This window comes from Curtobacterium sp. LFS079 (genome assembly GCF_047977865.1).
Taxonomy (GTDB): domain Bacteria; phylum Actinomycetota; class Actinomycetes; order Actinomycetales; family Micrococcaceae; genus Arthrobacter.
The window spans coordinates 407447-429757 of sequence record NZ_JBFPFO010000002.1; the positions used below are offsets into that span (position 1 = coordinate 407447).

General features: G+C 66.8%; 20 protein-coding genes. 11 read left to right on the forward strand and 9 right to left on the reverse strand.

The annotated features are described in order from the left end of the window. Positions 1–3: 3 nt before the first annotated feature. A complete protein-coding gene (locus ACNQPB_RS05320; RefSeq protein ID WP_498749702.1) occupies positions 4–432 on the reverse strand; it encodes a phage holin family protein in 429 nt (142 codons plus the stop codon). A gap of 75 nt (positions 433–507) precedes the next feature. Between ACNQPB_RS05320 and ACNQPB_RS05325 the strand changes: the two genes are divergently transcribed. From ACNQPB_RS05325 to ACNQPB_RS05340, 4 genes are all read left to right on the forward strand, one after another. Next, on the forward strand, positions 508–1626 hold the full coding sequence (locus ACNQPB_RS05325; protein WP_498749703.1) for a histidinol-phosphate transaminase: 1119 nt from the start codon (positions 508–510) through the stop codon (positions 1624–1626). Positions 1627–1770: 144 nt separating this feature from the next. Next, complete coding sequence (pdhA, locus tag ACNQPB_RS05330; RefSeq protein WP_498749705.1) at positions 1771–2967, forward strand: pyruvate dehydrogenase (acetyl-transferring) E1 component subunit alpha; 1197 nt, start codon at positions 1771–1773, stop codon at positions 2965–2967. Further along, positions 2967–3947, forward strand: coding sequence for an alpha-ketoacid dehydrogenase subunit beta (locus ACNQPB_RS05335; protein ID WP_498749707.1), 981 nt, complete (start codon positions 2967–2969; stop codon positions 3945–3947). The genes pdhA and ACNQPB_RS05335 overlap by 1 nt, the downstream gene beginning before the upstream one ends. 53 nt (positions 3948–4000) lie before the next feature. Next, positions 4001–5524: a dihydrolipoamide acetyltransferase family protein gene (locus ACNQPB_RS05340; protein ID WP_498749709.1), complete on the forward strand. Its 1524-nt coding sequence runs from the start codon at positions 4001–4003 to the stop codon at positions 5522–5524. A 143-nt stretch (positions 5525–5667) separates the two neighbouring features. On the opposite strand, the gene ACNQPB_RS05345 is transcribed toward ACNQPB_RS05340, so the two are convergent. The 3 genes from ACNQPB_RS05345 to ACNQPB_RS05355 form a co-directional block, all read right to left on the reverse strand. Continuing rightward, positions 5668–6006, reverse strand: coding sequence for a hypothetical protein (locus tag ACNQPB_RS05345; protein WP_498749710.1), 339 nt, complete (start codon positions 6004–6006; stop codon positions 5668–5670). Between the two features lie 245 nt (positions 6007–6251). Continuing rightward, complete coding sequence (locus ACNQPB_RS05350) at positions 6252–6683, reverse strand: universal stress protein (RefSeq protein WP_498749712.1); 432 nt, start codon at positions 6681–6683, stop codon at positions 6252–6254. Further along, positions 6680–7990 (reverse strand): aminotransferase-like domain-containing protein, encoded by a 1311-nt coding sequence (locus ACNQPB_RS05355; RefSeq protein WP_498749714.1) that lies wholly within the window; start codon positions 7988–7990, stop codon positions 6680–6682. Before ACNQPB_RS05355 ends, ACNQPB_RS05350 begins: the two co-directional genes overlap by 4 nt. Before the next feature lie 253 nt (positions 7991–8243). Between ACNQPB_RS05355 and ACNQPB_RS05360 the strand changes: the two genes are divergently transcribed. Further along, positions 8244–9257, forward strand: a complete 1014-nt coding sequence (locus ACNQPB_RS05360) for a hypothetical protein (RefSeq protein ID WP_498749715.1) — start codon at positions 8244–8246, stop codon at positions 9255–9257. Further along, positions 9254–9793: a hypothetical protein gene (locus ACNQPB_RS05365; protein ID WP_498749717.1), complete on the forward strand. Its 540-nt coding sequence runs from the start codon at positions 9254–9256 to the stop codon at positions 9791–9793. Before ACNQPB_RS05360 ends, ACNQPB_RS05365 begins: the two co-directional genes overlap by 4 nt. Before the next feature lie 49 nt (positions 9794–9842). Here ACNQPB_RS05365 and ACNQPB_RS05370 read toward each other — a convergent pair whose 3' ends face one another. From ACNQPB_RS05370 to ACNQPB_RS05385, 4 genes are all read right to left on the reverse strand, one after another. Further along, a complete protein-coding gene (locus ACNQPB_RS05370; RefSeq protein ID WP_498749719.1) occupies positions 9843–10706 on the reverse strand; it encodes a GerMN domain-containing protein in 864 nt (287 codons plus the stop codon). 363 nt (positions 10707–11069) lie between these two features. Continuing rightward, positions 11070–12776: a phospholipase C gene (locus tag ACNQPB_RS05375; RefSeq protein ID WP_498749721.1), complete on the reverse strand. Its 1707-nt coding sequence runs from the start codon at positions 12774–12776 to the stop codon at positions 11070–11072. 100 nt (positions 12777–12876) lie between these two features. Continuing rightward, on the reverse strand, positions 12877–15774 hold the full coding sequence (locus tag ACNQPB_RS05380) for an alkaline phosphatase family protein (protein WP_498749723.1): 2898 nt from the start codon (positions 15772–15774) through the stop codon (positions 12877–12879). A 178-nt stretch (positions 15775–15952) separates the two neighbouring features. Next, positions 15953–16516, reverse strand: coding sequence for an NAD(P)H-dependent oxidoreductase (locus ACNQPB_RS05385; RefSeq protein WP_498749725.1), 564 nt, complete (start codon positions 16514–16516; stop codon positions 15953–15955). Positions 16517–16642: 126 nt separating this feature from the next. Here ACNQPB_RS05385 and ACNQPB_RS05390 point away from each other — a divergent pair, with 126 nt between their 5' ends. The 5 genes from ACNQPB_RS05390 (at position 16643) to ACNQPB_RS05410 (ending at position 20824) form a co-directional block, all read left to right on the forward strand. Beyond that, complete coding sequence (locus tag ACNQPB_RS05390) at positions 16643–17263, forward strand: TetR/AcrR family transcriptional regulator (protein ID WP_498749727.1); 621 nt, start codon at positions 16643–16645, stop codon at positions 17261–17263. A gap of 305 nt (positions 17264–17568) precedes the next feature. Further along, positions 17569–18627 (forward strand): Gfo/Idh/MocA family protein, encoded by a 1059-nt coding sequence (locus tag ACNQPB_RS05395; RefSeq protein ID WP_498749729.1) that lies wholly within the window; start codon positions 17569–17571, stop codon positions 18625–18627. 136 nt (positions 18628–18763) lie between these two features. Further along, entirely contained in the window at positions 18764–19447 is a 684-nt protein-coding gene (locus tag ACNQPB_RS05400) for a hypothetical protein (RefSeq protein WP_498749730.1), read from the forward strand. 133 nt (positions 19448–19580) lie between these two features. Further along, the gene (locus ACNQPB_RS05405; protein WP_498749732.1) at positions 19581–20132 is read left to right on the forward strand and encodes an RNA polymerase sigma factor; all 552 of its coding nucleotides are present in this window, start codon (positions 19581–19583) and stop codon (positions 20130–20132) included. Next, the gene (locus ACNQPB_RS05410) at positions 20129–20824 is read left to right on the forward strand and encodes a hypothetical protein (protein ID WP_498749734.1); all 696 of its coding nucleotides are present in this window, start codon (positions 20129–20131) and stop codon (positions 20822–20824) included. The genes ACNQPB_RS05405 and ACNQPB_RS05410 overlap by 4 nt, the downstream gene beginning before the upstream one ends. Positions 20825–20911: 87 nt before the next feature. Here the strand turns inward: ACNQPB_RS05410 and ald are convergent, their stop codons facing one another. Beyond that, positions 20912–22030, reverse strand: a complete 1119-nt coding sequence (gene ald, locus ACNQPB_RS05415) for an alanine dehydrogenase (RefSeq protein WP_498749736.1) — start codon at positions 22028–22030, stop codon at positions 20912–20914. Between the last annotated feature and the right edge of the window lie 281 nt (positions 22031–22311).

The window sequence follows — 22311 nt, forward strand, 5'->3', positions numbered from 1 at the left end:
CGGTCAGCGCCGGTGCGCCCCGGGGATCCGGTTGGCCACGATCGAAATCACGCTGATGATGATCGCGGCGAGGACCGCCGTCCAGAAGAAGGAGTCGATGGTCAGGTGTACAGGGGTGTAGCTGCTGAGCCAGGCGGTGAGGTAGAGCATCGCCGCGTTGATGATGATCGTGAAAAGGCCCAGGGTCAGGACCGTGATAGGCAGCGACAGCAGCTTCACGAGGGGGCGGACAAAGGCGTTGACGATTCCGAAAATCAGGCCGATGAACAAGTAGGCAAGGATGATGCCAAGGGTGTCACCGCCCTGCGTGATGCCGGCATTGTTGACGGCGTTGCTGGTGGCCGTCGTGGAAATATCCAGGCCGGGAAGAATCCAGCTGGCCACCCAGAGAGCCAGCGCATTGATCAGGACACGGACAATGAATGCACCCATGCGCCCATGCTTTCATACAGCGCACCAAGGAGTGTCCACGCGGGGCCAAAAAAGCCGACCAGTAGGCTTGGAACCATGACTTCTTCTGACATGGCGCGGGAGGGCGTCCGGCCCCGCCCGGTGGTCGACAGCCTTCCTAAGTACGCCGCCGGAAAACCGCCTGCGGCAATTGAGGGTTTGACCAGCTACAAGCTGTCCTCGAACGAGAACCCGCTGCCTCCGATTCCCGCGGTGTTGGAAGCAATCGCCGACCAGAGCGACGTCAACCGCTACCCCGATCCCCTCGCCACCAAGCTGCGGACCGCGCTCGCGGAGTTCCTCGGAGTCCCCGCTGAGGACGTCGTCACAGGTGCCGGGAGCTTGGGCGCCCTGAACCAGATCCTCGCCGCCTTCGCCGGGCAGAACGCCGACGGCAAGGCCGACGAAGTGATTTACGCCTGGCGTTCCTTCGAGGCTTATCCCATCTGCGTCGGACTGGCCGGGGCGGAAAGCGTCAGGATTCCGCTGCTGCCCGATGGCCGCCACGATCTCGAAGCCATGGCCGCGGCCGTCACAGTGCGCACGAAGGTCATCCTGCTCTGCACGCCGAACAACCCCACCGGGCCCATCCTTACAGCGGAGGAAACGGAGCGTTTCATCCAGTCCGTCCCGGCCGGCGTCGTCGTTGTCATTGACGAGGCCTACCAGGAGTTCGTCCGCGACGGCGACGCGGTGGACGGCATCAGGCTGTACCGGGATTACCCCAACGTTGCTGTTCTCCGTACCTTCTCCAAAGCGCACGGCCTCGCCGGGCTCCGTGTGGGCTACAGCGTCGCCGGCCCGGAAATCACACAGCACCTGCGTGTGGCCGCCACGCCGTTCGCGGTGTCGCAGATCGCCGAACGGGCTGCCGTCACGTCCCTGGCACACTTCGACGAGGTGGTGGAACGGGTGCAGGGCCTCGTTGACGAACGCGACCGCGTTGTCGCCGGCCTGCGACACCTTGGCTGGTTTGTTCCGGAAGCCCAGGGGAACTTCGTCTGGCTCAACTTGGGGGAGCATAGCGCGGGGTTCGCCGAGTTGGCCGGAGAGCGCGGGCTGTCGGTCCGGGCCTTCGCCAACGAGGGCGTGCGGGTCAGCATCGGCGAGGTTGAGGCGAACACCCGCTTGTTGGAACTCTGTACCGGTTATACAAATCCGCCCCGGCCTTTGTAGGGGTTAACAAATGTCCTTGCGTCCCTTACTGAGGATAAAGTTAGGGACGCAAGCCAAATATTCCATTTGAGGAATACATTCCCCAAATGGAATATATCAGCGAAAAAATGCTCAGCGTCGGCTGCGGCAGGCAAAGGAGACGGAATGGGCTCAACCCAATTGCCCACCCCCCGGATCAACGGGACCGGACAGCAGTTCCTTGAGGGGACAGAGTCCGGCGACCCCGCAATGGGGATGGTCCAATTGCTCGGGCCGGATGGAAAGCTCGGCACGGATCCGGTGTTTTCGGATTACGCCAAGCGCCTGGAACCGGAACAGCTGCGCGGTTTCTACGCGGACATGGCCAAGATCCGCCGCTTCGACCAGGAAGCCACCGCCCTGCAGCGCCAGGGCGAGCTGGCTCTTTGGGTTCCCCTCACCGGCCAAGAAGCCGCTCAGATCGGCTCCGGCAGGGCCAGCCAGCCGCAGGACTACATCTTCCCCACCTACCGGGAGCACGGCGTCGCCCTGACCCGGAACGTTGACCTCGCAGAGCTGCTGAAACTCTTCCGCGGCATCTCCAACGGCGGCTGGGACCCGAACGAGAACAACTTCCACCTGTATACCCTCGTCCTCGCTGCACAGACCCCGCATTCAGTGGGCTATGCCATGGGCATCCAACGCGACCAGAAGCTTGCCGAAGCCGCCGGATCAAACAGCCCCAAGGCCGCTGTGATTGCCTACTTCGGCGACGGCGCCAGCTCCGAAGGCGACGTCCACGAATCCATGGTGTTCGCGGCCTCGTACGACGCCCCCGTGGTCTTCTTCTGCCAGAACAACCACTGGGCCATCTCGGTTCCCACCGAGGTTCAGACCAAGATTCCGCTCTTCAACCGGGCCAAGGGCTACGGCTTCCCGGGCATCCGGGTGGACGGCAACGACGTCATCGCCGTCCACGCCGTCACCGAATGGGCCCTTGAGCACGCACGCGAGGGCCGGGGCCCGGTACTGATTGAAGCCCACACCTACCGCGTCGGCGCGCACACCACGGCCGACGATCCCACCAAGTACCGCGAGTCGGCCGAAGAAGCCGAGTGGCGCGGCAAGGATCCCTTGGATCGCTTGGAGAAGTACCTCCGCGCCGAGGGCTTGGCCGACGATGCCTTCTTCGAGCAGGTCAAGCAGGACGGGAACGAATTGGCCGCGCACGTCCGCAGCACCGCCGTGGCCTTGCAGGCGCCAGATATCCACGACGCTTTCGCCGGAGTCTATGCCGAGCCGCACCCCCTGGTCGCTGAAGAACAGGCATGGTTCAGGGAATACGAGGCAGGTTTCGAAGGCGAAAAGGAGGCCGGTCACTGATGACCACCATGACCGTTGCCAAGGCCATCAACGAAGGCCTCCGCGCAACCCTCAGCAACAATGCCAAGTCCCTGCTCATGGGCGAGGACATCGGCGCCCTGGGCGGCGTCTACCGCGTCACCGAGGGGCTCCTCAAGGACTTCGGCCCGGACCGCGTGGTGGACAGTCCGCTCGCCGAATCCGGCATCGTCGGTACCGCGATCGGCCTGGCCTTGCGCGGCTACCGTCCCATCTGCGAAATCCAGTTCGACGGCTTCGTGTTCCCGGCCTTCAACCAGATCACCACGCAGCTGGCCAAGATGCATTTCCGCAGCAGCGGCAAACTCAATGTGCCTGTTGTCATCCGTATTCCCTACGGCGGCGGCATCGGCTCGATCGAGCATCACTCCGAATCCCCGGAAGCGCTTTTCGCGCACACGGCCGGCTTGCGGATCATCACCCCCTCCAACGCCCACGACGCCTACTGGATGATCCAGCAGGCCGTGGAGTGCATGGACCCCGTGATCTTCTTCGAGCCCAAGCGCCGCTACTGGCTCAAAGGCGAGGTCGACACCGAAAACCCGGGCCTGGCAGCGGACCCCTTCAAGGCGCACGTCCTGCGCGAGGGCAGCGACGCCACGATCGTGGCTTACGGCCCCTTGGTGCCGGTGGCCCTCGCGGCCGCCGCCGCGGCGGCCGAGGACGGGCACAGCGTCGAGGTCATCGACCTGCGCTCGATTTCACCGATCGACTTCGACACCGTCGAGGCTTCGGTGAAGAAGACCGGCCGCCTGATCGTGGCCCACGAGGCTCCGACGTTCGGCGGCATTGGCGGCGAAATCGCGGCCCGGATCAGCGAACGCGCGTTCCTGCACCTCGAAGCCCCCGTCATCCGGGTGGGCGGCTTCCACATGCCCTACCCCGTGGCCAAGGTCGAGGAGGACTACTTGCCGGACATCGACAAGATCCTCGAAGCCCTGGACCGTTCGCTGGCCTACTAGCCGCTCCTGCTGCGCGCGGCCTGCAGGCCGCCTGCTGAAACGTAAGGACCGAAGTGACTGTTAAGAAATTCAACCTCCCGGATGTCGGCGAGGGCCTGACCGAGGCCGAAATCGTCTCCTGGAAGGTCAAGCCGGGCGACGCCGTGGCCATCAACGATGTCATCTGCGAGATCGAGACGGCCAAGTCCCTCGTCGAACTCCCGTCCCCGTACGCCGGGACGGTGTCCGAACTCCTCGTGGCCGAGGGCATCACCGTGGAGGTCGGGACACCCATCATCGGCATTTCCGACGGCGCCGCCACGGCGGCCGGTGAGGCGCCCACCCCGGCGGCTCCCGCCGCCGTCGAGCCTTCAGCAACTGAGGCGCCGATGTACGGCAAGCTGAAGGAAGACGCGCCCGACGCCGGCACCTCCGATTCGGGCCCGGCGGGCGGTCCGCTGGTCGGCTCGGGTCCGAAGGCCGACGCCGTCAAGCGGCGCCCGCGCCGCGGCACCGTTTCTGCGGTGGCCCCGTCAGCTCCGGAGGCTCCCGCCACCGCGGTCGAGACCCCCGCGCCCGCGCGGCCTGCTCCTGCGCAGCCCGCCGCGCCGACGGCAGCACCCGCCGCTACGGCGGAAACAACCCAGGCAGCCGGCGGCCTCGGCGGGGCCCTGGGCGCGACGGTCAGCGGCATCGTCAGCCGCGCGCTGGCCAAACCGCCGGTGCGGAAGATCGCCCGGGACCTCGGTATCAACCTTGCCGACGTCGTTGCCACCGGCGCCCGCGGAGAGGTGACCCGCGAGGACCTGGTCAGCTACCAGGCCCAGCGCGACGCCGAACTGGACCAGGCCGACTCCTTCTGGGGCGCTTCCCGTAAGCCCCAGGACCAGCGCGTGGAGCGGATTCCCGTCAAGGGCGTCCGCAAGGCAACGGCCAAGGCCATGGTGGAATCCGCCTTCACCGCACCGCACGTGAGCATCTTCGTGGATGTGGACGCCAGCCGCACCATGGAATTCGTAAAGCGCCTGAAGGCTTCCCGCGACTTCGAGGGCATCAAGGTGTCGCCGCTGCTGATCCTCGCCAAGGCCGTCATCTGGGCCGCCGCCCGCAACCCCAGCGTCAACGCCAGCTGGGTGGAGGACGCGGACGGCAAGGGTGGCGCCGAAATCCAGGTCAAGCACTTCATGAACCTTGGCATCGCCGCCGCCACCCCGCGGGGCCTGATGGTGCCGAACATCAAGGACGCCCAGGACCTCTCCCTCAAGGAACTTGCCCTGGCCCTGAACGAGTTGGCCACCACCGCCCGGGCCGGCAAGACCCAGCCCGCGCAGATGCAGGGCGGCACTCTGACCATCACCAACATCGGCGCCCTGGGCATCGACACGGGAACGCCCATCATCAACCCGGGCGAGGTGGCGATCGTCGCCTTCGGCACCATCAAGCAGAAGCCCTGGGTGCTCGACGGCGAGGTCATCCCGCGCTGGATCACCACCCTGGGCGGGTCCTTCGACCACCGCGTGGTCGACGGCGACCTGTCCGCCCGCTTCATGGCCGACGTCGCCGCCATCCTCGAAGAGCCGGCGCTGCTGCTGGACTAACTGGATTAACAAGAAGAGCCCGACGGCGCCGTGTGGCGCGGTCGGGCTCTTTGCGTTTGTGGTTCTGCGGTGGGGCCAGTGGTGGGCCCACGCTGGCAGGGTTCCCTGGCCGAAGCGAAGCGAGGCTAGGGGGCGAGTGGGGATCAGTACACCGAGCTGGAGTAGGCGATCTGCGCCAGCTGCTCTTCGCTCATGTTGCCGATCAGTCCGATGGATGCGGCGGCGGCGAGGAGGCCGATTGCCAGCATCATCGCGGACCCCATCACCAGGGCGCGCCAATCCGAGCGCAGCACGCTGCCCAAGGTTTCCGGCATCTGAAGCAGCGGCGAAATAAGGTTCGGGGCGCTGTCCGTGGTTCCGTCGTCCAGGAGGGCAACGATGCGGTCGTTGCTCCGGTCGAAACGCATGGAGCTGATGTGGTTTCCGTGGCGGGCGAGGAGGATGTCGTGCCCGACGCGCTGGCGCGGCTGCAGAGTAAGCAAGTGAGGGTCCTGGAGGTCGTTGTGATGGGCGGCTCGCGCCTTCGGGTGCCTTCCTCAATTTTATCGGCGGGGTCCTTGCGCACCGGCCGAAAACGGGGTGAGACCGCCCACCACGCGGCGTGATTCCCGTCAAGGGCGGCAGTGCGGCAGGTCATACCCGGGGTCGCGGACAGGGGTCCGCCCAACAATAAAGCCGGTTGGTTCCCGGCTTTCACCAGGGAACCAACCGGCTCAGTGAACCGGCTTTAGGCGGGTTCGTCCGTCTTGGCGATGTAGACATCGCAGGGTGCGTTGTGGGCCACGGTGTTTGCCACGCTGCCCAGGATCCGGCCGAGGCCCTGCATGCGCCGGTTCCCCACCACGATCAGCGCGGCTTCCACGCGCTCGGCTTCCTTGACGAGGGCTTCGCCGGCCTTGCCGCGGACGGCGCCGAAGCTGGTCTGCAGCTGCTCCGAGGCGAGTTCACCGGCGATGGTGCGCGCAACCTTTTCCGCGGCGTCTGCGTCGGAGAGGACCCATTTGTCGGCGCCGCTCTCGACGATTTCAACGCGGTCGCTTTCAAATGCCGTGACGACCCGCAGTTCGGCTTCCAGGGCCGTGGCCAGACGCTTGGCCGATTCGGCCGCCCGACGCGCCGTTTCGCTTCCGTCGACACCGACGATGACTACACCGCTCATAGACCTGCTCCTTTGCTGGATCTGTTTCCAATTGCTTCCGTGAGTACTTTGGCGAGTCTCCGGACGCCTTCGGCAATAGTATCCGGGGGCACGGCGCTGAACGCCAACCGCAGCTTATTTGACCGGCCGTCCGACGGTGTGAAAGCGGCTCCCGGGATGAATACGACGCCGGCGTCGATCGCTTTCTGGAGCAGCGGGTAGGTGTCCACGCCGTCAGGAAGCGTCACCCAGACGAAGAACCCGCCGTCGGGCCGCGTCCAGCTCAGGCCGTCGGGCATGTGCTCGTCCAACGCTGAGAGCAGGGCCTCGCAGCGCTCCCGGTACAGCGCCCGGTACGTTGCGATCTGGCCGCGCCAGTCGTAGTCGCGCAGGTAGGCCGAGACGAGCATCTGGTTGAGCGTGGGCGGGCACAGCGTCACTGCCTCCGACGCCAGGTAGAAGCGCCGCTGCAGGTGCTCCGGAACCAGCGCCCAGCCGATGCGCAGGCCCGGCGCGAAGATCTTGGAGAAGGAGCCAAAGTAAATGACGTCCTGGGCGTTGCCGGCGCGCATCGGCGCCCATGGGGTGCCGTCGAAGCGCAGCAGGCCGTACGGGTTGTCTTCGAGGACCAGAATATTCGCCTTGCGGCATATATCCACGATGCGTTGCCGGCGCTCCTGCGCAAGGGTGATGCCGGACGGGTTGTTGAAGTTGGGGATCGTGTACAGGAACTTGATGTTCTTGCCCTGCGCCTGGAGGTCCGCGATCCGCGCTTCCAGGATCTCCGGCACCAGGCCGTCGCCGTCCATGTCCACGGTTTCAACCTGGACCTGGTAGGCCTCGAACGTGTTCAGGGCGCCAACGTAGGTGGGATTCTCGACGAGGACCACGTCGCCGGGATCGCAGAACACCTTGGTGGCGACGTCCTGCGCGGACTGGGAACCTGCCGTGATGACGACGTTCTCCGGCCGTGCATCGGTGATGCCTTCGGCCGCCATGATTTCGCAGATCTGGGTGCGCAATTCCTCGGTGCCCTGGCCGCCGCCATATTGCAGGGCGGTCATGCCTTCTTCGGCGATGATCCGCGCCGCGGTCTGGCCCAGCTTTTCCAGGGGCAGGGACTGCAGGTAGGGGTTTCCGCCGGCAAGGGACACGAGGCCCGGGCGCATGGAGATGTCGAAGACATCCCGCACGGCTGACTGCTTGATGTTGGCGGCGCGCTCCGAGAAGAGTTCCTCGTGGCGGTGGGCGGCGGTTGCAGCCCTTTCGATGGCATCGATCGCTTCGGCGGGCAGCTCCGGCCCGGCGTCCAGTGTTTCGTGGGTCACAGGGAAAGGATACTCCCCGGAGTTGCCAATTGAGCAACAGTTGTTTCTCTCGGGCCTCTTATTGATTTTTCCTTCGAGGCACGAACCGGCAGCACGTGACCTCTGCGGGCCTCTGAAGGGGGCATTTGCTACCAGTTCGCGCAGGGGTGCGGACGGCGGGGCGACGGCGGCATGAATGTCCGTGCCCCGGCGTAGCTTTGGCACAAGGCAGGTTTGGGGACGGGACCTGGGATGGACACGGGATGGAGGGCTGATGAAACGGAGCGTGCAGTTCTGGCGGATCGACCAGTTGAACGGGGATGAACTGTTCCGGCCGTTTCCCGCGCGCCGGTTGGCCGAGGTGCTCCGGAACGCGGAAGCCGACGGCGTGGACCGTCACTACAGCTGCGCTGACGGCACGGTCCTGCTCGCCCAGGCGGCCGCCGTCGTGCCCCTCCCGGTGCTGCTGCTGGACCGCGTGCGGGGCGGGAACCTGCCGAGCGTCGGGGACAGCGCGGGCCGCCGGAAGGCCCTGCCGCTCGACGCGGGCGACCACCTTCTGGAGACCACGTACTTCGCCTTCCTGAGGCGGAACGTTCTCGCTGTGCTGAGCAGCGGGAACGGCCCGCGGGCCTCGCGGCTGGGGGAGTACCTTGGCGGTGTCCTCGGCCTGGAGCCCGTGCTTGTTCCGGTGGTGCGGGAGGACGTCGGGGACATCCTGGACCGGCTGGATGTGAGCCGTTTCGAGTTCTCCCTGCCGGCCAGCCGCCTTACCGGGAAGTTCATGGAGGGCGAATGGGCGGACGTCCTGGACAGCGCCTCGCGCCTCATGAGCGAAGGCACGTTCCGGATTTCATTGAGCGTGGGCCGCAGCGGCAGCGCGCAGGACAAGCAGCGGATCAGGGAGCGCATCCAGCAGTTGATCGAGCTGTTCCGGCGCTCAGGGTCCATGGAGCAGTTCGACCACGTGGTGGCCGAAGGCCGGAATTCCGTCAGCGGGGACCGGGAAGTGGTGGACCTGCTTAAGGAACGGTTCATTTCCTATGTGGACGTCGACGCCGGAGCCTTCAACGATCCAGCCCGTGCCGCCGCTGAGGCGGTGGAAATCCTGCGGAAGCAGTCGCAGAACCACGAGGATTTCTTCGCCAGGACCCTGCCCGATGTGAAGGGAACGCCGGACAACTCCGTGGTTCCGGCCCTTGCCGCGGCTATGTCGGTGAAACAAGCATTCGCCGGGGAACCGGCAGGCGAAGGGGAACGGGCCCTGGCACGAGGTATCGCACGATGAGCAGCCTGTACGACGTCGGGATCGGCCGCCCCCGCAGCCACGCCATGTGGCGCTGGTTCCTCCTGCATCCGCGCGCGGACCTGCTCTGGGCGGCCTTGGCGGTGGCCGCCTGGTTGTTGGTCTCCGGCGCGTTGAGGCAGCCGTTCATGGTCGAGGGGGTCGCCGAGGACTCCCGGCGGACTTTGTTCCAGACGCTGGCAACCCTGTCCGGTGCGGTGGCCGGCCTGATCCTTAGCAGTGTCTCCATGCTGGTGAACGTGCTCGGCAAGAAGGCGCCGCCGGGGCAACGTGCCCTCCCGTTGGAAAGGCTCACCCCGGACCACCGGCGGCAGATCGGGGAGGCGTTTCTTGCCGTCATTCCGGTGCTGGCGGCCCTGCTCGTGGCGGCGCTGTCTGCGATCGTCATCGAAGGCAACGGCGTCACCGGGTTCTGGCCCCTTGAGGCGGTGGTGTTCGGGCTCGCCATTGCTGCGGGCCTCCGGCTGGTGCGGATGGCCTGGGCGCTCCGCCGCCTGATTGCGATCGCCACATCATGAGCCCGCAACCCTTGTCGGCCGGGGCAGCGTCGCCCGGTCGCACGCCCGGTCAGCGCAGACTCAGGAACTCCGACAGCGGCCGACCATCGATCCGGATTTCCGCCCGGACGGCACCGGTGGCTGCTATGGCGGTCTGCGTGAGCTGGGCCTCGATCCTGGGGCTGTCGCACACCCCGCCCTGACGCAGTTCCCCGCTCAGCTCGACCACGGCGATGGTGCCATCCAGCTGGCCGGAAACGTAGTTCAGGCTCGAAGCGGAGAGGGCGTTGTACAGAACGGAGCCGGCAGGAACGCTGTCCGGGCCAAGCAGCCACGTCATTGCGGTTGCCAGGGGATCCTGCCGGGATCCCGCCGTCGGGCCGACCGAGGCCTGGCCGCCCTGGGCTTGGCTGTCCTGGCCGGTGGCTGAACTCCCCGATGATCCGGATGACCCGGATGCCCCCGGTAGCCGCACGGCGACCAGGCTGTCGTTGCAGCCGAACCGGGCACCGCGGTTGCCGCCGTCGTCGATTGCCACAAGGTAGATGGCGGGGCCCGAAAGCAGTGCGCCGCCAGCAGCCGCGCCCGGCAGGATGCCCGAGTTCTCGCCGGGAGCCGGGGCAGGTGCGCCGGTGGACAGGGGCGGAGGCGAAGGAGGCGTGGCGATCGAAGGAGGCGTGGCCACCGGAGGTGGCGTGTCCGGGAGGACGTAGCCGCCCGCGCCGGGGGAGGTGGTTCCCGGCGCGGCGGGCTTCGGCGGGGCGGCAGGGGATGCCGCCGGAACGGGACTGGCCTCCGGAAATACAGGGGAGGCGGTGGCAGGAGCGGAATTGCCCGGCGGGGCGGCTGCGGGAAGAGTCGACCCCGGTTCCACGCCCGAGGGGTAGGCGCAGCCCGCCAGCCACAGGGCCGAAGAGCAGAGGATCAGGCTCATCAGGGGCAGGGCGGGCGGCGTGGCGACTCGCAAAGCGAGCGGCAAAACGCGCGGCGGGGCGACCGCCGTCGGGCGTCTGAATCCGCGCCTGCCCACCATGACAGCCCCCGTGCTACCGGACAGCGCCACCGGGCGCCACCCATCCTTGCCAACTCCTGCTTCAACCGTAAATCCGGCAAATCCCGCGCGGAATGCCGCCCGCGGTGACGGTTCTGCATCAGCTCCGTCACGGATTGGTAGCGTGCCTGCGGAGACGCAAATGGCGGTGTGAATGGCGCTGCAAGAAATGCCGCCAGACGTTGGTCTGGCGGCATTTCTTGCAGGTGGTTCCTGGAGTTGTTCCATGGAGGACCGCTGTGGGCGTTACTTTCCGGAGTTGCCGCCGTCGGCCGTGTGGCTGATGGACGCTACGGCGCCGGTCTGCTCGTTCAGCAGGACCTTGTCGTTGCGCTGGTGGTGGAAGTTGAACATCGCATTGACGGAGCCGGCCGTGGCGTCGGCGGAGGAGTCGCCGATCCGGCCGGTGCCCCAGTTGTCCTCGATGAACCGCAGGATGGAGGCCTGGTCGGTCTCAGTGTGGTCTACGAAGTTCTTCTTCGCGTAGGGGGAGATGACCACGAGCGGCTGGCGTGGGCCGGGGCCGCAACGGTCAGCGTAGCCGCCGGCCATGGGGACACCGCTGGCTGCGGCGCTCTGGCACCACGCGGCGTCGTCGGCGGAGTTGGAGGAGTTCTTCACCTTCGCGGCGACGTGGTCGTACCAGCCGTCGGAGTCGTCGTAGGCCAGCACGACGGCGGTGTTGGCCCAGTTCCTGGAGTTCTGGATCCGGTTCACGGTGTTGGTGACGAAGTTCTGCTCATCCACCGGGTCGGAGTAGGCGGCGTGACCGTCCTGGAATTCGCCGGCCTTCAGGAAGGACACTGCGGGCATGTTGTCGGTGTCCACCACCTTGTTGAACGCCGTGAGGTCGTACTGGTGGTTCGCCTGGCCGTTGTGGCCGATTTCCGCGTCGGAGGCCGGTGCCAGGTGATGCGGGTTGGCGGTGGAGGCGTAGTACTGGAACGGCTGGTGGTGCGGGGAGTAGTCCACCACGCTGGCGCCGGCGGCGTTCGTGTGGGTGGACAGGCACGATGCCGGGCCGGCGGCCGTGGCGGCGGTGGTCGGCGTGAAGCCGCCCTGGAACCAGCCCCAGGACACACCCTTGCTGTTGAGCAGGTCGCCGATGTTCTTGCCCGTCATGCCGGCCAGGTTGCCGGTCTTGGTGTGGCTGCTGTTGGAGCAGTCGTCGTAGACCGGGTCGGGGTCGTTGATGACGGTGCCCACACCCTGCGCGTCGGGCTGGCGGACCGCGCTGCTTCCGGCGGCCGGGGTGGCGACGGGCTGTCCGGCGGCGTTGTACTCGGTGGCGCCGTGGGTCTGGCCGGAGATGAGGTTCAGGGCGCCCGGGGTGGAGGGGCCGAAGACCGTGCTGAAGTGGTTATCACTCATGGCGTAGTTCTGGGCGTAATTCCAGATGCCGGTGACGGTGTTGCCGTCGTAGTAGTCCATGGTCAGGCCGGGGCGTCCGTACTGGTTGGTGCCGCAGGCGTCGCGGCTGGTGAACTGGACGAACTTGTCCATGGCACCGCCGTTGTAGGCCTTCTGCTCGGCGCCGTACCCGTGGTCCTGGTCGCAGGTGACGGCCTGCATGGGCGAGAGCCGGTCGGGCTGGACCGAGTTGGGGTTGTTCGGGGCCAGAAGCCCTGCGTGGGCGAGGGTGTTGATGTCCTTGGGCGTGTCATCCGCGGCGGTGAACGAAGCCGCGCGGGTGCCGCTGCCCTGCTGGGTTTCGCCGGCGGTGTTGGCGGCCTTGGGGTAGGTGGCGAAGTAGTGGTCGAAGGAGACGTTCTCCTGGAAAATCACCACCACGTGCTTGATCGGCGTCGCTGTCCCAGGCTGGGGTTCGACGGCGCTGGCCGGGCCGGAGCCGAAGCCCGCCAGTCCGGCGGTCAGGGCCGAGACGGCAAGGGCTGCCGCGCCGGAGGCCGCGGCAACTCTTTTCCGTGTGGATCGTGGTGCTGGATAAGACATTGGGGTATCCAATCGTTCCTGGTGAAGAGGGGGAGAGGTGGGGGCCGCCGCCGTCGTAATCGACGCGCAATGACCCCCAGGTGGGGGTGTTACAGGACGGTCAGTCGTCCTCGTGGTTGGTGGAGCCGGCTGGGATGCCCGGAACGTTGTTCGGGCCGTAGATCTTGGCGTCGCCAGGGTACGGGGTGGACCAGTCGTGGGTCTGGTACCAGGTCCAGCGGTTGAACAGGTGCGGGTTGGCGTAGTCTTCCTTCGCGCCGTTGCCGGTCAGGTGCTGCTGCTCAGACCAGTCGTCCCACTGCTCGGCGGTTTCCTGCATGGAGGCCGGGACAGCCGCGGCCTTGGCTGCTGCTGCGTTCACCGCGGCGGCGGAGGCTCCCGTCCGGCCGAGAGTGTCGAGGCCGCAGGCAGGGGCGGTCTTGACGCCTTCAGTGAGCGGGACCTGGTTCGGGACCGCCTTGTATGGTGTCAGGTCGGCCTTGGCGGAGAAGGCGTCGAACATCGGAGTGGCCGCGGCGACCTTCTGGTTCAGCGGCTGGGCGCCGAGGATCTGCTGGATGGTGCGGACCATGTTGATCTGCGAGTAGAAGGTGCTGACGGTCTTGCCGTGCACCGCATAGGGGCTGATGACCTGGACCGGAGCGCGGTGGCCGTCGACGTGGTCGGCGCCGTTCTGGCTGTCGTCCTCGGCGATGAAGATCGCCGAGTCCTTCCAGTATGGCGAGTGTGAGATCTCGTCCACGATCTTGCCCACGGCGAGGTCGTTGTCGGCCACCTGGGCCTCGGGGTCGGCGGTGCCGCCGGTGTGGTCGCTGGAGAGCCACATCATCTGGAAGTTCTTCGGCCCGTTCTTCTCGAAGTCCTGCTTCCAGGTCGCGTAGCGGTAGATGTCCGGCACGGCAGTGTCGAACGGAGCCGCGTTCGGGTCGGTTATCTCATTGAGCGACGGGATGGCGGAGCTGGCGTGCATCTGCAGGGCCGGAGTAAAGAGCTGGGCCGAGTCGCCGCCGGACATGGTGCCCGTGGCGGCGCAGTAGTAATCCTGCCAGGTCGCGCCGGCCGACTTGCCCTCTTCGGAGTCGAATTCTCCGTAGTTCCTGGCGGTCTTGCCCGCGTCCTTGACCGAGGTCCAGAGGAAGCCGGAGCGCTGGTGGCCCAGGACGTCATCTTCGGTGTCGTATGAGCGGGTGTACTCACCGGCGCTGGTCTCGGTGTAAGCGGGGTCGTCGCCCTGCATCATCCAGTTGTGGCCCTCGGCCGAGTTGGTGCCGATGTCGTAGGTGTTGTCGTACAGGCCGAACTGGCTGGCCAGTGCGTGCTGGTTGGGGGTGACTTTGGCGCCGAATTGGGCGAGTGAGGCGTCGCCGTTGCCCTGTTTCATATCGCCGTAGACCTGGTCGTAGGTGCGGTTTTCCTTGACGAGCAGGAAGACGTGCTTGATGGTGGACGGGTCCCCGATCCGCTTCGGGACGGCTACAGCCGGGATGTTGGCCGCGGTTGCGGCGGTCGCTTGCTTGACTGAGGCGCCGTCCCAACCGTTCTGCTCGAACACCGTCCCGGTGTGCTGCCGGATCTGCTCGTCGCCGGGCAGGGTGAACCTGGTGAGCGAAGCCGTGGTGGAGTGCGTTCCGTGGCCGGTCGCAACGTTGGTGCCCTGCCCCTTATCGAAGCTCAGCTCCGGGCCCCGGGCGTCGATGCCGCGGATGTTGGTGACCACGATCTGGCCGTTCACCGCGGTGACGTTGCCCGGGTAGTAGTCCGTCGGCAGGAGGCCGATGTAGCTGGCCGGGTCTTTCGGGTCCTCCTTGTTGACCTTGTAGACCGCGATCGCGTTCGCACGGCCGAGCGAGACCAGGAGGTGGTCGCCCTGCATGGTGATGGCGGTCGGTTCGTAGCCGACCTGGGAGGAGGCCCACGGCTGGGTGGCGATGGTCTGCAGGACCTTGTTGCTTGCCGTGTCCACCACTGACACGGTGTCGCTGTTGGTGTTCGCCACGTACAGCGTGGAGCCGTCGAGGTGCATCGCGGTCGGGTGCAGCTGAACGTTGATGGAGGAGGCCGGCGCGGAGGCGTTGGCCGTATCGATGACGCTGAGCGTACCGGTCGTGGAGGTGCCGAGCTTGGTGTCTGCGGGAACTTCCGTGCCGTAGGAGTTCATGGTCGCCTCGCCCGCGACGGCCTGGCGGCCTCCCTCGTTGGAGATGTACAACTTGGTGCCGACGAACTTCAGCTGGCGCGGGGCGATGCCGGTATTAAAGGTCCCCTTGATAGTTCCGGCGGCCGGGTCGATCGCGACGACCGTGTTCTGCCCGTTCACAGCGGCGTACAGTGTGGAGCCGTCGGGGGAAAAGGCCATGCCGGCCGTCAGCGCCTGCTTGCCGCCCGCCGTCGGAATGCTGATCTTGGTTCCGGTCCCGAGCGAGCCGTCCGCGTTGAAGGGGTAGCGGATGACGCCGGTGGCGACGGGCTCGTAGAGGAACTTGCCGTCGGGCGAGAAGACCGGGCCTTCCTGGCCGACGGAGCCGTCGGTGATGCGCTGGTACGCCATGTTGGCGTAGCCGGCATTGCCCGCCGCCGTTGCAAACGAGGTGGCTGCGAGGGTGCCCGCCGCGGCGACGGGCTTGTAGGTCTTGAGGTCGAAGACCTGCAGGTCGACCGAGCGGTCAGTGCTGGTCCCTACGAGGTAACGGCCGTCGGGGCTGACCGTCGAGCCCATGAGCTTGCCGAACGGAGTCATCAGGCGGTCGCCCAGGGGCTTGATCACCTGATTCGAGGAGACCTGCTCCCCGCTGTCAGTCTGCGAGCCGACTTGGTGCTGGCCGAACGGGATCGTGGAGGCGGCGGCAATGCCGGCACCGCCCAGAACGGCGAGCGTGCAGCCCGCAGCCACAATCGTGAGCGGTTTGCGGCTACGCACAGACTTGGACAGTTGACGCAGGAAAGGACGGCCCTGCTGAGGGGTGGCGGAACTGGGGACTGGCTTTGGAGGCTTCGTCATGCAAGCGAAGCTACGGGGCCGGGCTTAAGCCCAGATGACATTTTTGGTGCACCTAGGCAACCATTTGCCACACAACTCGTGCCCGATGGCTCAGGGACCCGGGGGACAAAAAGGCCCCGTCCCGCCCGGAAATCTTCGGACGGAACGGGGCCTTGTCGAGCTATCTGGCCGGCAGGATTCAGGCGGCTACTTCTTCCTCAACGGCGGTCAGCGGCTCGAAGATGCCCTTGATCTGCTCGACGACCTCGGCGTCGTCCTTCGGGTGCAGTTCAGCGAAACGGATCATGGAACCCGGAACGGCCAGCTTGACGTCTTCGAGCACCTTGGCGCCGGCGATGCCGACGGCCTTGCGGGCCTCGTCCTGTGCCCAGACACCGCCGTACTGACCGAAAGCAGTTCCGACGACGGCGGTCGGCTTCCCTGCCAGGGCGCCGGCGCCGTAGGGGCGGGACAGCCAGTCGATGGCGTTCTTCAGGGATGCGGGCAGGGTGCCGTTGTGCTCCGGGGTGACCAGCAGCAGGGTGTCGGCCTCCGCGGCGGCGGCGCGCAGGGCTGCGGCCTCGGCCGGAACCTGGCCCTCGACGTCGATGTCTTCGTTGTAGAACGGGATGTTGCCCAGGGAGCCGTAGACCCGGACGTCAACGCCCTCGGGCGCGTTCAGGGCGATGGCCTCGGCGAGCTTGCGGTTGTGGGAGTCGGCGCGAAGGCTGCCGACCAGGGCGAGGACGGTGTTCGTGGTCATGGGAAACTCCTTGCTTCGGTCCGCGGCCTGGGCCGCTGGGCTCTTGGTTTGAGGCGGATTTGCTGCCTTTCACCAAGATAAACGGACTACAGTCCGCTTTGTATTCCCACGACTAGAATGTTTTTTGTGAGCCTCATCCCAATCCGCCCGGAGGGTACTTCGGGGCCGCAGTCCGAGCGCAGTGACGCCGCCCGCAACCGGGAGCGTCTCCTGCAGGCTGCCAGGGAACTTATTGCCGAACATGGCGCCGACGCCGTCACCATGGACATGCTTGCCTGCAGGGCGGAAGTGGGCAAGGGGACAGTCTTCCGCCGTTTCGGCAACCGCGCCGGATTGATGATGACCCTGCTTAGCGACGCCGAGGCCGAGTTCCAGCAGCAATTCATCTTCGGCCCTCCGCCGCTCGGCCCCGGCGCCCCGCCGATGGAACGCCTTATCGCCTTTGGCGAGGCGCGGATCAGGTACATCGATAAGTACGGCGAACTCGCCAGGGCCGCGGAGCATTCGCCCCATAACCGCCATGCTGCTCCGCCCGCCCTGCTCTGGCATCGCCATGTCGAAATGCTGTTGCGCGCAGCCGGCATCGACGGCGATCCCTGGCTCATGGCCTCATTCCTGCTTGCCACCCTCGACCCCGAAAGGGTGCTCTACGCGTTGCGCAGCCAGGGCATCGAGTGCGCCCGGATCGAGGCGGGTTGGCACGAATTTGCCGGCCGCCTGCTGGGCTGCCCGCCTGACGCAAAGTGACTCTTTCCGGCCGCTGAAGAGTGCGAACAACCGTGATCCGCTGATAACGATCCGGACACCAGCTTCGCCTTGACTTGGCGCCTTGGCCATTCCTGTGCATTTCCATGTGATAGCTTCCTCTGGGATGTGATTCGAAGCACATCCTTCGAAGTTAATCTTTCAACGTTCCGGACTGGACCACCATCGGCTGGGAAAAGAAGTAACCCCTGCCGCAGGTAGGGAAAGGGCCTGTGCCCGCGGAAGATCCCGCGGGCACCGGCCCTTTCCCTGTCAGCCGCCGGTGCGCCGGGGGTAGCCTTGGCCGCATGACGCCAGCTTCCCGCACACCCATCCGCGCCGCCGTCGCCGGCTACGGCCTGTCCGGCAGCGTCTTCCACGCGCCCTTCCTCGCGGCGGACCCCGCTTATTCGCTGGACGTGATCGCCACCTCCGACGCCGGACGCCGCCAGACGGCAACGGAGCGCTATCCGGGGGTACGGCTCGTGGACCGGCCGGAAGACATCCTCGAGCTCGCCCCGGACCTGGACCTCGTGGTCCTCGGGACGCCCCCGGCAAGCCACTACCCGCTGGCGAAAGCAGCGCTGGAAGCCGGGCTCGACGTCGTCGTGGACAAACCGTTCGCCGTGCACAGCGCACAGGCGCGGGAACTGATCGTGCTGGCGGGGCGGCTGGGCCGGGTGCTCACGGTCTACCAGAACCGCCGTTGGGACGGCGACGCGCTCACCGTGAGGAAACTGCTCGACGCCGGCGTGCTGGGTGAGGTGCTGCGTTTCGAAAGTTCCATGGAGCGCTGGGCGCCGGAGATCAGCAAGGCGTGGAAAGCCGGCGCGGGCGTGGACGACGGCGGCGGGGTCCTCTTCGATCTCGGCACCCACGTGCTGGACCTCGCGCTGCAGCTGCTGGGCCCTGCGACGGTCAGTTACGCCGAAATCACCGCCCGCCGTGCCCAGGAACTTGCCGACGACGACGTCTTCCTGGCCCTCCGGCACGACTCCGGCGTCGTCAGCCACCACGCGCTGAACCTGAGCAGCCGCCTGCACGGCCCGCGTTTCCGGATCCTGGGCAGTGATGCCGGCTTTGTGAAGTACGGCGTCGACCCGCAGGAGCCCTTCATCCTCGCCGGCGGCCTGCCCACGGACCCGGCCTACGGCCTGGACCGGCAAGAAAACTACGGCATCCTGGAGCGCGACGGCGTGCGCACGCCGGTACCCACCGAGCGCGGCGCCTACCAGGAGTTCTACCGGATCCTCGCGGAAAAGATCGCCGACGGCGGAGCCTCCTCCGCTTTGCCCCTGCCGGTGGATCCGGCGGACTCGGCGGCGGTGCTGGAACTGATCGAGCAGGCCCGCGAACTCGCCGCCTGAAAATTTTTCCCGTGAAGGTGTAACTTTTCCGCGACCCCCGGCGATGTAAGGGTCGTGCGGGCAACGCCCGCGCCACTGACCACCGGCAGCCGACCGTTGCTGCCGTGCCAAAGCCAGACATTTGTCGGAGGTTTTCATGTCCATGTTCACTGTCCTTGCCACCAGCAAAGTCGCAGCCGGGCTCCTCGCCGCCGGAGCCGTCACGGTAGCCGGTTCCGGGGCCGCCGCGTTCGCCGGCGTGCTTCCCGCCGACCTCCAGCAGAAGGCCCACGAACTGGTCGGCGCACCCGCACCTGCTGCCCAGGAACTTGCCGGAAAGGCCGATGCCGAGAAGGCGAAGGCCACCGACGCTGCTGATGCCGCTGCTGCCGATGCCCAGGAAAAGGCCGCCGATTCTGCCGACGAGGCGAAGACGAAGGCTGCCGACGCTCTCGAAGCCGCGAAGGCAAAGATCGCGGACGCTGTCGAGGCTGCGAAGGCCAAGGCCGCCGATGTCGTGCTGCCCGAATCCTTCGGCCTGTGCAAGGCGCTGCTCAGCGGTGGCCTGAACGCGGACGCCAAGGTTCCGGGCTATGAGTCCCTGGTTGTTGCCGCAGGTGGCGAGTCCAACGTTGACGCCCACTGCAAGGAAGTTGTGGCAGGCGTCGACGCGGACCTCCAGGCCCGCGGTGCCGCTTCGGCCGAGGCCAACACCGGTGCAAACGCGAGCCTGCCGGCTCTGCCCGCCGTCCCGGCCGCTCCCTCCGTGCCTGCCGTTCCGGGCGCCCCGGCCGAGCTCCCCGGCAAGGTTGGCGGAGTAGCCGATTCCGTCCGTCGCTAGGGCCGCGGCTAGGCTTTAACGACACGGGGCTCCCTGTTTTCGGGCGGGGAGCCCCGAAACGCAACAGACGACAGCGCCGTTTCCCGGACCACCGGTAGAGGCAACGGCGCTGCGTGGGATGGAGGGGCCGCGGGTGCTGGACCCTTTGGCTGATGAATACACTCAGACGGTCGGGGAGGACCCTGCACTGTTCTTCACGGCTGCCTACAACAGCTTCTCCGGCCAGGTCCTCGGGTACCTGCAGGCCCGCGGCGTCCACGACCCCGAAGCGGTCACCCAGGACGTCTTCCTCGCCTTGTACCCGAAAATCCCGTCCCTTCACGGGGGACTCCAGGGAGCGAAGTCCCTGCTCTTTTCGATCGCGCACGCACGCCTGGTGGACCACTACCGCAAACGGGAGCGCGAACCTGCGTTCAGTTCCTTCGAACCGGAACTGGATGACCGCCAAGCACCGTCGGCCGAGGCGCAGGCGTTCGCCCACGGCGAGGGGCTCGGCGTGACCGGACTCCTCGACGGGCTCAGGGACGACTACCGCGAAGTGTTGGCCTTGCGGGTTGTGGCCGACCTTTCAGTGGAAGAAACAGCGGCCATCATGGGCAAGACCCAAGGGGCCGTGAAGCAGTTGCAGCGCAGGGCCTTGCACGCACTCAGGGAGTGCGCGCTACAAAGAAATGGCAGATCATGAGCGAAAAACCCGCTAACGGCAGTGCTGCAGGCATCGACCGCCTGTTGTCAGAGGCCGGCCTCGGCGACGCCGAAGACCTCCGCGGCGAACTGCTGGAACTCCGTGCCCTGGCCGATGTCCGCCCGGAGCCTTCGGACCGGCTCCGCGCCCTCATGGTGCCCGGCGCCGCCCTTCATACTGTGCCCGGCCCCGCCCTTCAGGCTGTGGCGGACTCCGTGCCCGACAGCCCCGCCGCAGGCCCGGTAGACGAGCTGGCCGCGCGCCGGCGCAGACGCCGCTTGGCCGTCACCGCCGTCGCCGTCGTGGCATCCCTCGCGGCCGGTGCCACCGCTGCGGCCGCGTCCGACGGCGGCATCCCGGCCGCCTTGGGTCATTTGGGCGAGGTGGTGGGCACCGTCGTCGCGAAGGTTCTCCCGGCGCCGGCCAAGTCTCCCGACCTCCCGGCGGCACCATCCGTCAGCCCGCAGCCCACCGGGGCGGCACACGCCCCTGGCGCAACCCCGGCGCCGTCCAGCACCGCCACGCCGGGCACCGGGAGCCCGACCGCGGTTCCGGACCGGCCCGGCGCTTCCCGCGAACCGGGCATTCCCGGCATTCCCGGCGACCGGACCATCAAGCTGCCCGTCCCTGTCCCGACTGTGCCTGTGCCGCTTCCGGCGCCCACGCTTCCGCGGGTCCCCGGCGAACCCTGACGGGCGCTTGCTCAAATGCAAACGACGGCGGGTTCCCGGCTTCTTCAAGCCGGGAACCCGCCGTCGTGCTTAATGTTGCTCCGGAGCCTATGCGGAGACGAGTTCGTGCCAGTCGGACACCAGGGGCAGGCCGTGGGCCTCGGACACCGAGTGGTGTGCCACGTGGCCGGCGGCGATGTTGAGGCCTGCAGCCAGGGCCGGGTCGCGGTCGAAGGCGGCCTTGACGCCCAGGTTGGCCAGGGCCACGGCGTAGCGCAGGGTGACGTTGGTCAGCGCGTAGGTGGAGGTGTTCGGCACCGCACCGGGCATGTTGGCAACGCAGTAGAAGATCGAATTGTGCACGCGGTAGGTGGGTTCCTGGTGCGTGGTGGGGTGGGTGTCAGCGAAGCAGCCGCCCTGGTCCACGGCGATATCCACCAGCACGGAGCCGGGCTTCATGCGGGAGACGAGTTCGTTGGAGACCAGCTTGGGTGCCTTGGCGCCGGGGATCAGCACGGATCCGATCACGAGGTCGGCGTCCACCACGGCTTTTTCGATCTCGTAGGCGTTGGAGGCGACGGTCTTCAGCCGGCCCTGGTACTGGGCGTCCAGTTCGCGCAGGCGGTTGATGTTGATGTCCATGATCGTGACGTCGGCGCCGAGGCCCAGGGCCATCGCGGCGGCGTTGGTGCCGGCCACACCGGCGCCCAGCACCACGACCTTGGCCGGGCGGACACCCGGGACGCCGCCCAGCAGCACGCCCTTGCCGCCGGCCGGAGCCATGAGGGAGTTGGCGCCCACCTGCACGGACAGGCGGCCGGCAACCTCGGACATCGGGGCCAGCAGCGGCAGTGCGCGGCCCTCCTGCACGGTCTCGTAGGCGATGGCGGTAACGCCGGAGTTGATGAGCTCCCGGGTCAGCTCAGGCTCGGCTGCCAGGTGCAGGTAGGTGAAGAGGATCAGGCCCTTGCGGAAGCGGTGGTATTCGGCGGCAATGGGTTCCTTGACCTTCATGACCATGTCCGCGCGGGCCCACACGTCATCGGCGTCGGCAACGATCTCGGCGCCCGCGATCGAGTATTCCTCGTCGGTGATACCGGAGCCCAGGCCTGCGCCGCGCTCTACGAGGACGGTGTGGCCGTGCGTGCGGAACTCGTGAACTCCGGCCGCAGTGATGGCTACACGGAATTCGTTGTTCTTGATCTCTTTAGGGACACCGATGATCATCTTTGGGCTCCATTGTCGTAAGGCTTGCTAGGCCTTCATGCGGTGGGGACTGTGATTCCAGAATAAATCCGCTGTGAGCCACCAGACAGGAAAGTGTCCGACGCCGGGAAGCGGAATCCGCATGATTCCGGGGTTCTTGGGATTTCCGACTCGACATCTGTCGAGTCACGGGGCGTCAGGTGTCGCCTGATGTTGGGCGCCCGCGGAAGAGTGTGGTCCGTCGCCCCGGGGCGTCCCGGGCCGCCCCCCTTTGGAACGAATGTTTCAATCATGATTCGTCA

Bases quoted from the DNA above. Each gene is read 5' to 3' on its own strand.
- ACNQPB_RS05320 (WP_498749702.1), bottom strand. From the start codon at position 432: ATGGGTGCATTCATTGTCCGTGTCCTGATCAATGCGCTGGCTCTCTGG.
- ACNQPB_RS05325 (WP_498749703.1), top strand. From the start codon at position 508: ATGACTTCTTCTGACATGGCGCGGGAGGGCGTCCGGCCCCGCCCGGTG.
- pdhA (WP_498749705.1), top strand. From the start codon at position 1,771: ATGGGCTCAACCCAATTGCCCACCCCCCGGATCAACGGGACCGGACAG.
- ACNQPB_RS05335 (WP_498749707.1), top strand. From the start codon at position 2,967: ATGACCACCATGACCGTTGCCAAGGCCATCAACGAAGGCCTCCGCGCA.
- ACNQPB_RS05350 (WP_498749712.1), bottom strand. From the start codon at position 6,683: ATGAGCGGTGTAGTCATCGTCGGTGTCGACGGAAGCGAAACGGCGCGT.
- ACNQPB_RS05360 (WP_498749715.1), top strand. From the start codon at position 8,244: ATGAAACGGAGCGTGCAGTTCTGGCGGATCGACCAGTTGAACGGGGAT.
- ACNQPB_RS05365 (WP_498749717.1), top strand. From the start codon at position 9,254: ATGAGCAGCCTGTACGACGTCGGGATCGGCCGCCCCCGCAGCCACGCC.
- ACNQPB_RS05370 (WP_498749719.1), bottom strand. From the start codon at position 10,706: ATGAGCCTGATCCTCTGCTCTTCGGCCCTGTGGCTGGCGGGCTGCGCC.
- ACNQPB_RS05375 (WP_498749721.1), bottom strand. From the start codon at position 12,776: ATGTCTTATCCAGCACCACGATCCACACGGAAAAGAGTTGCCGCGGCC.
- ACNQPB_RS05380 (WP_498749723.1), bottom strand. From the start codon at position 15,774: ATGACGAAGCCTCCAAAGCCAGTCCCCAGTTCCGCCACCCCTCAGCAG.
- ACNQPB_RS05385 (WP_498749725.1), bottom strand. From the start codon at position 16,516: ATGACCACGAACACCGTCCTCGCCCTGGTCGGCAGCCTTCGCGCCGAC.
- ACNQPB_RS05395 (WP_498749729.1), top strand. From the start codon at position 17,569: ATGACGCCAGCTTCCCGCACACCCATCCGCGCCGCCGTCGCCGGCTAC.
- ACNQPB_RS05400 (WP_498749730.1), top strand. From the start codon at position 18,764: ATGTCCATGTTCACTGTCCTTGCCACCAGCAAAGTCGCAGCCGGGCTC.
- ACNQPB_RS05410 (WP_498749734.1), top strand. From the start codon at position 20,129: ATGAGCGAAAAACCCGCTAACGGCAGTGCTGCAGGCATCGACCGCCTG.
- ald (WP_498749736.1), bottom strand. From the start codon at position 22,030: ATGATCATCGGTGTCCCTAAAGAGATCAAGAACAACGAATTCCGTGTA.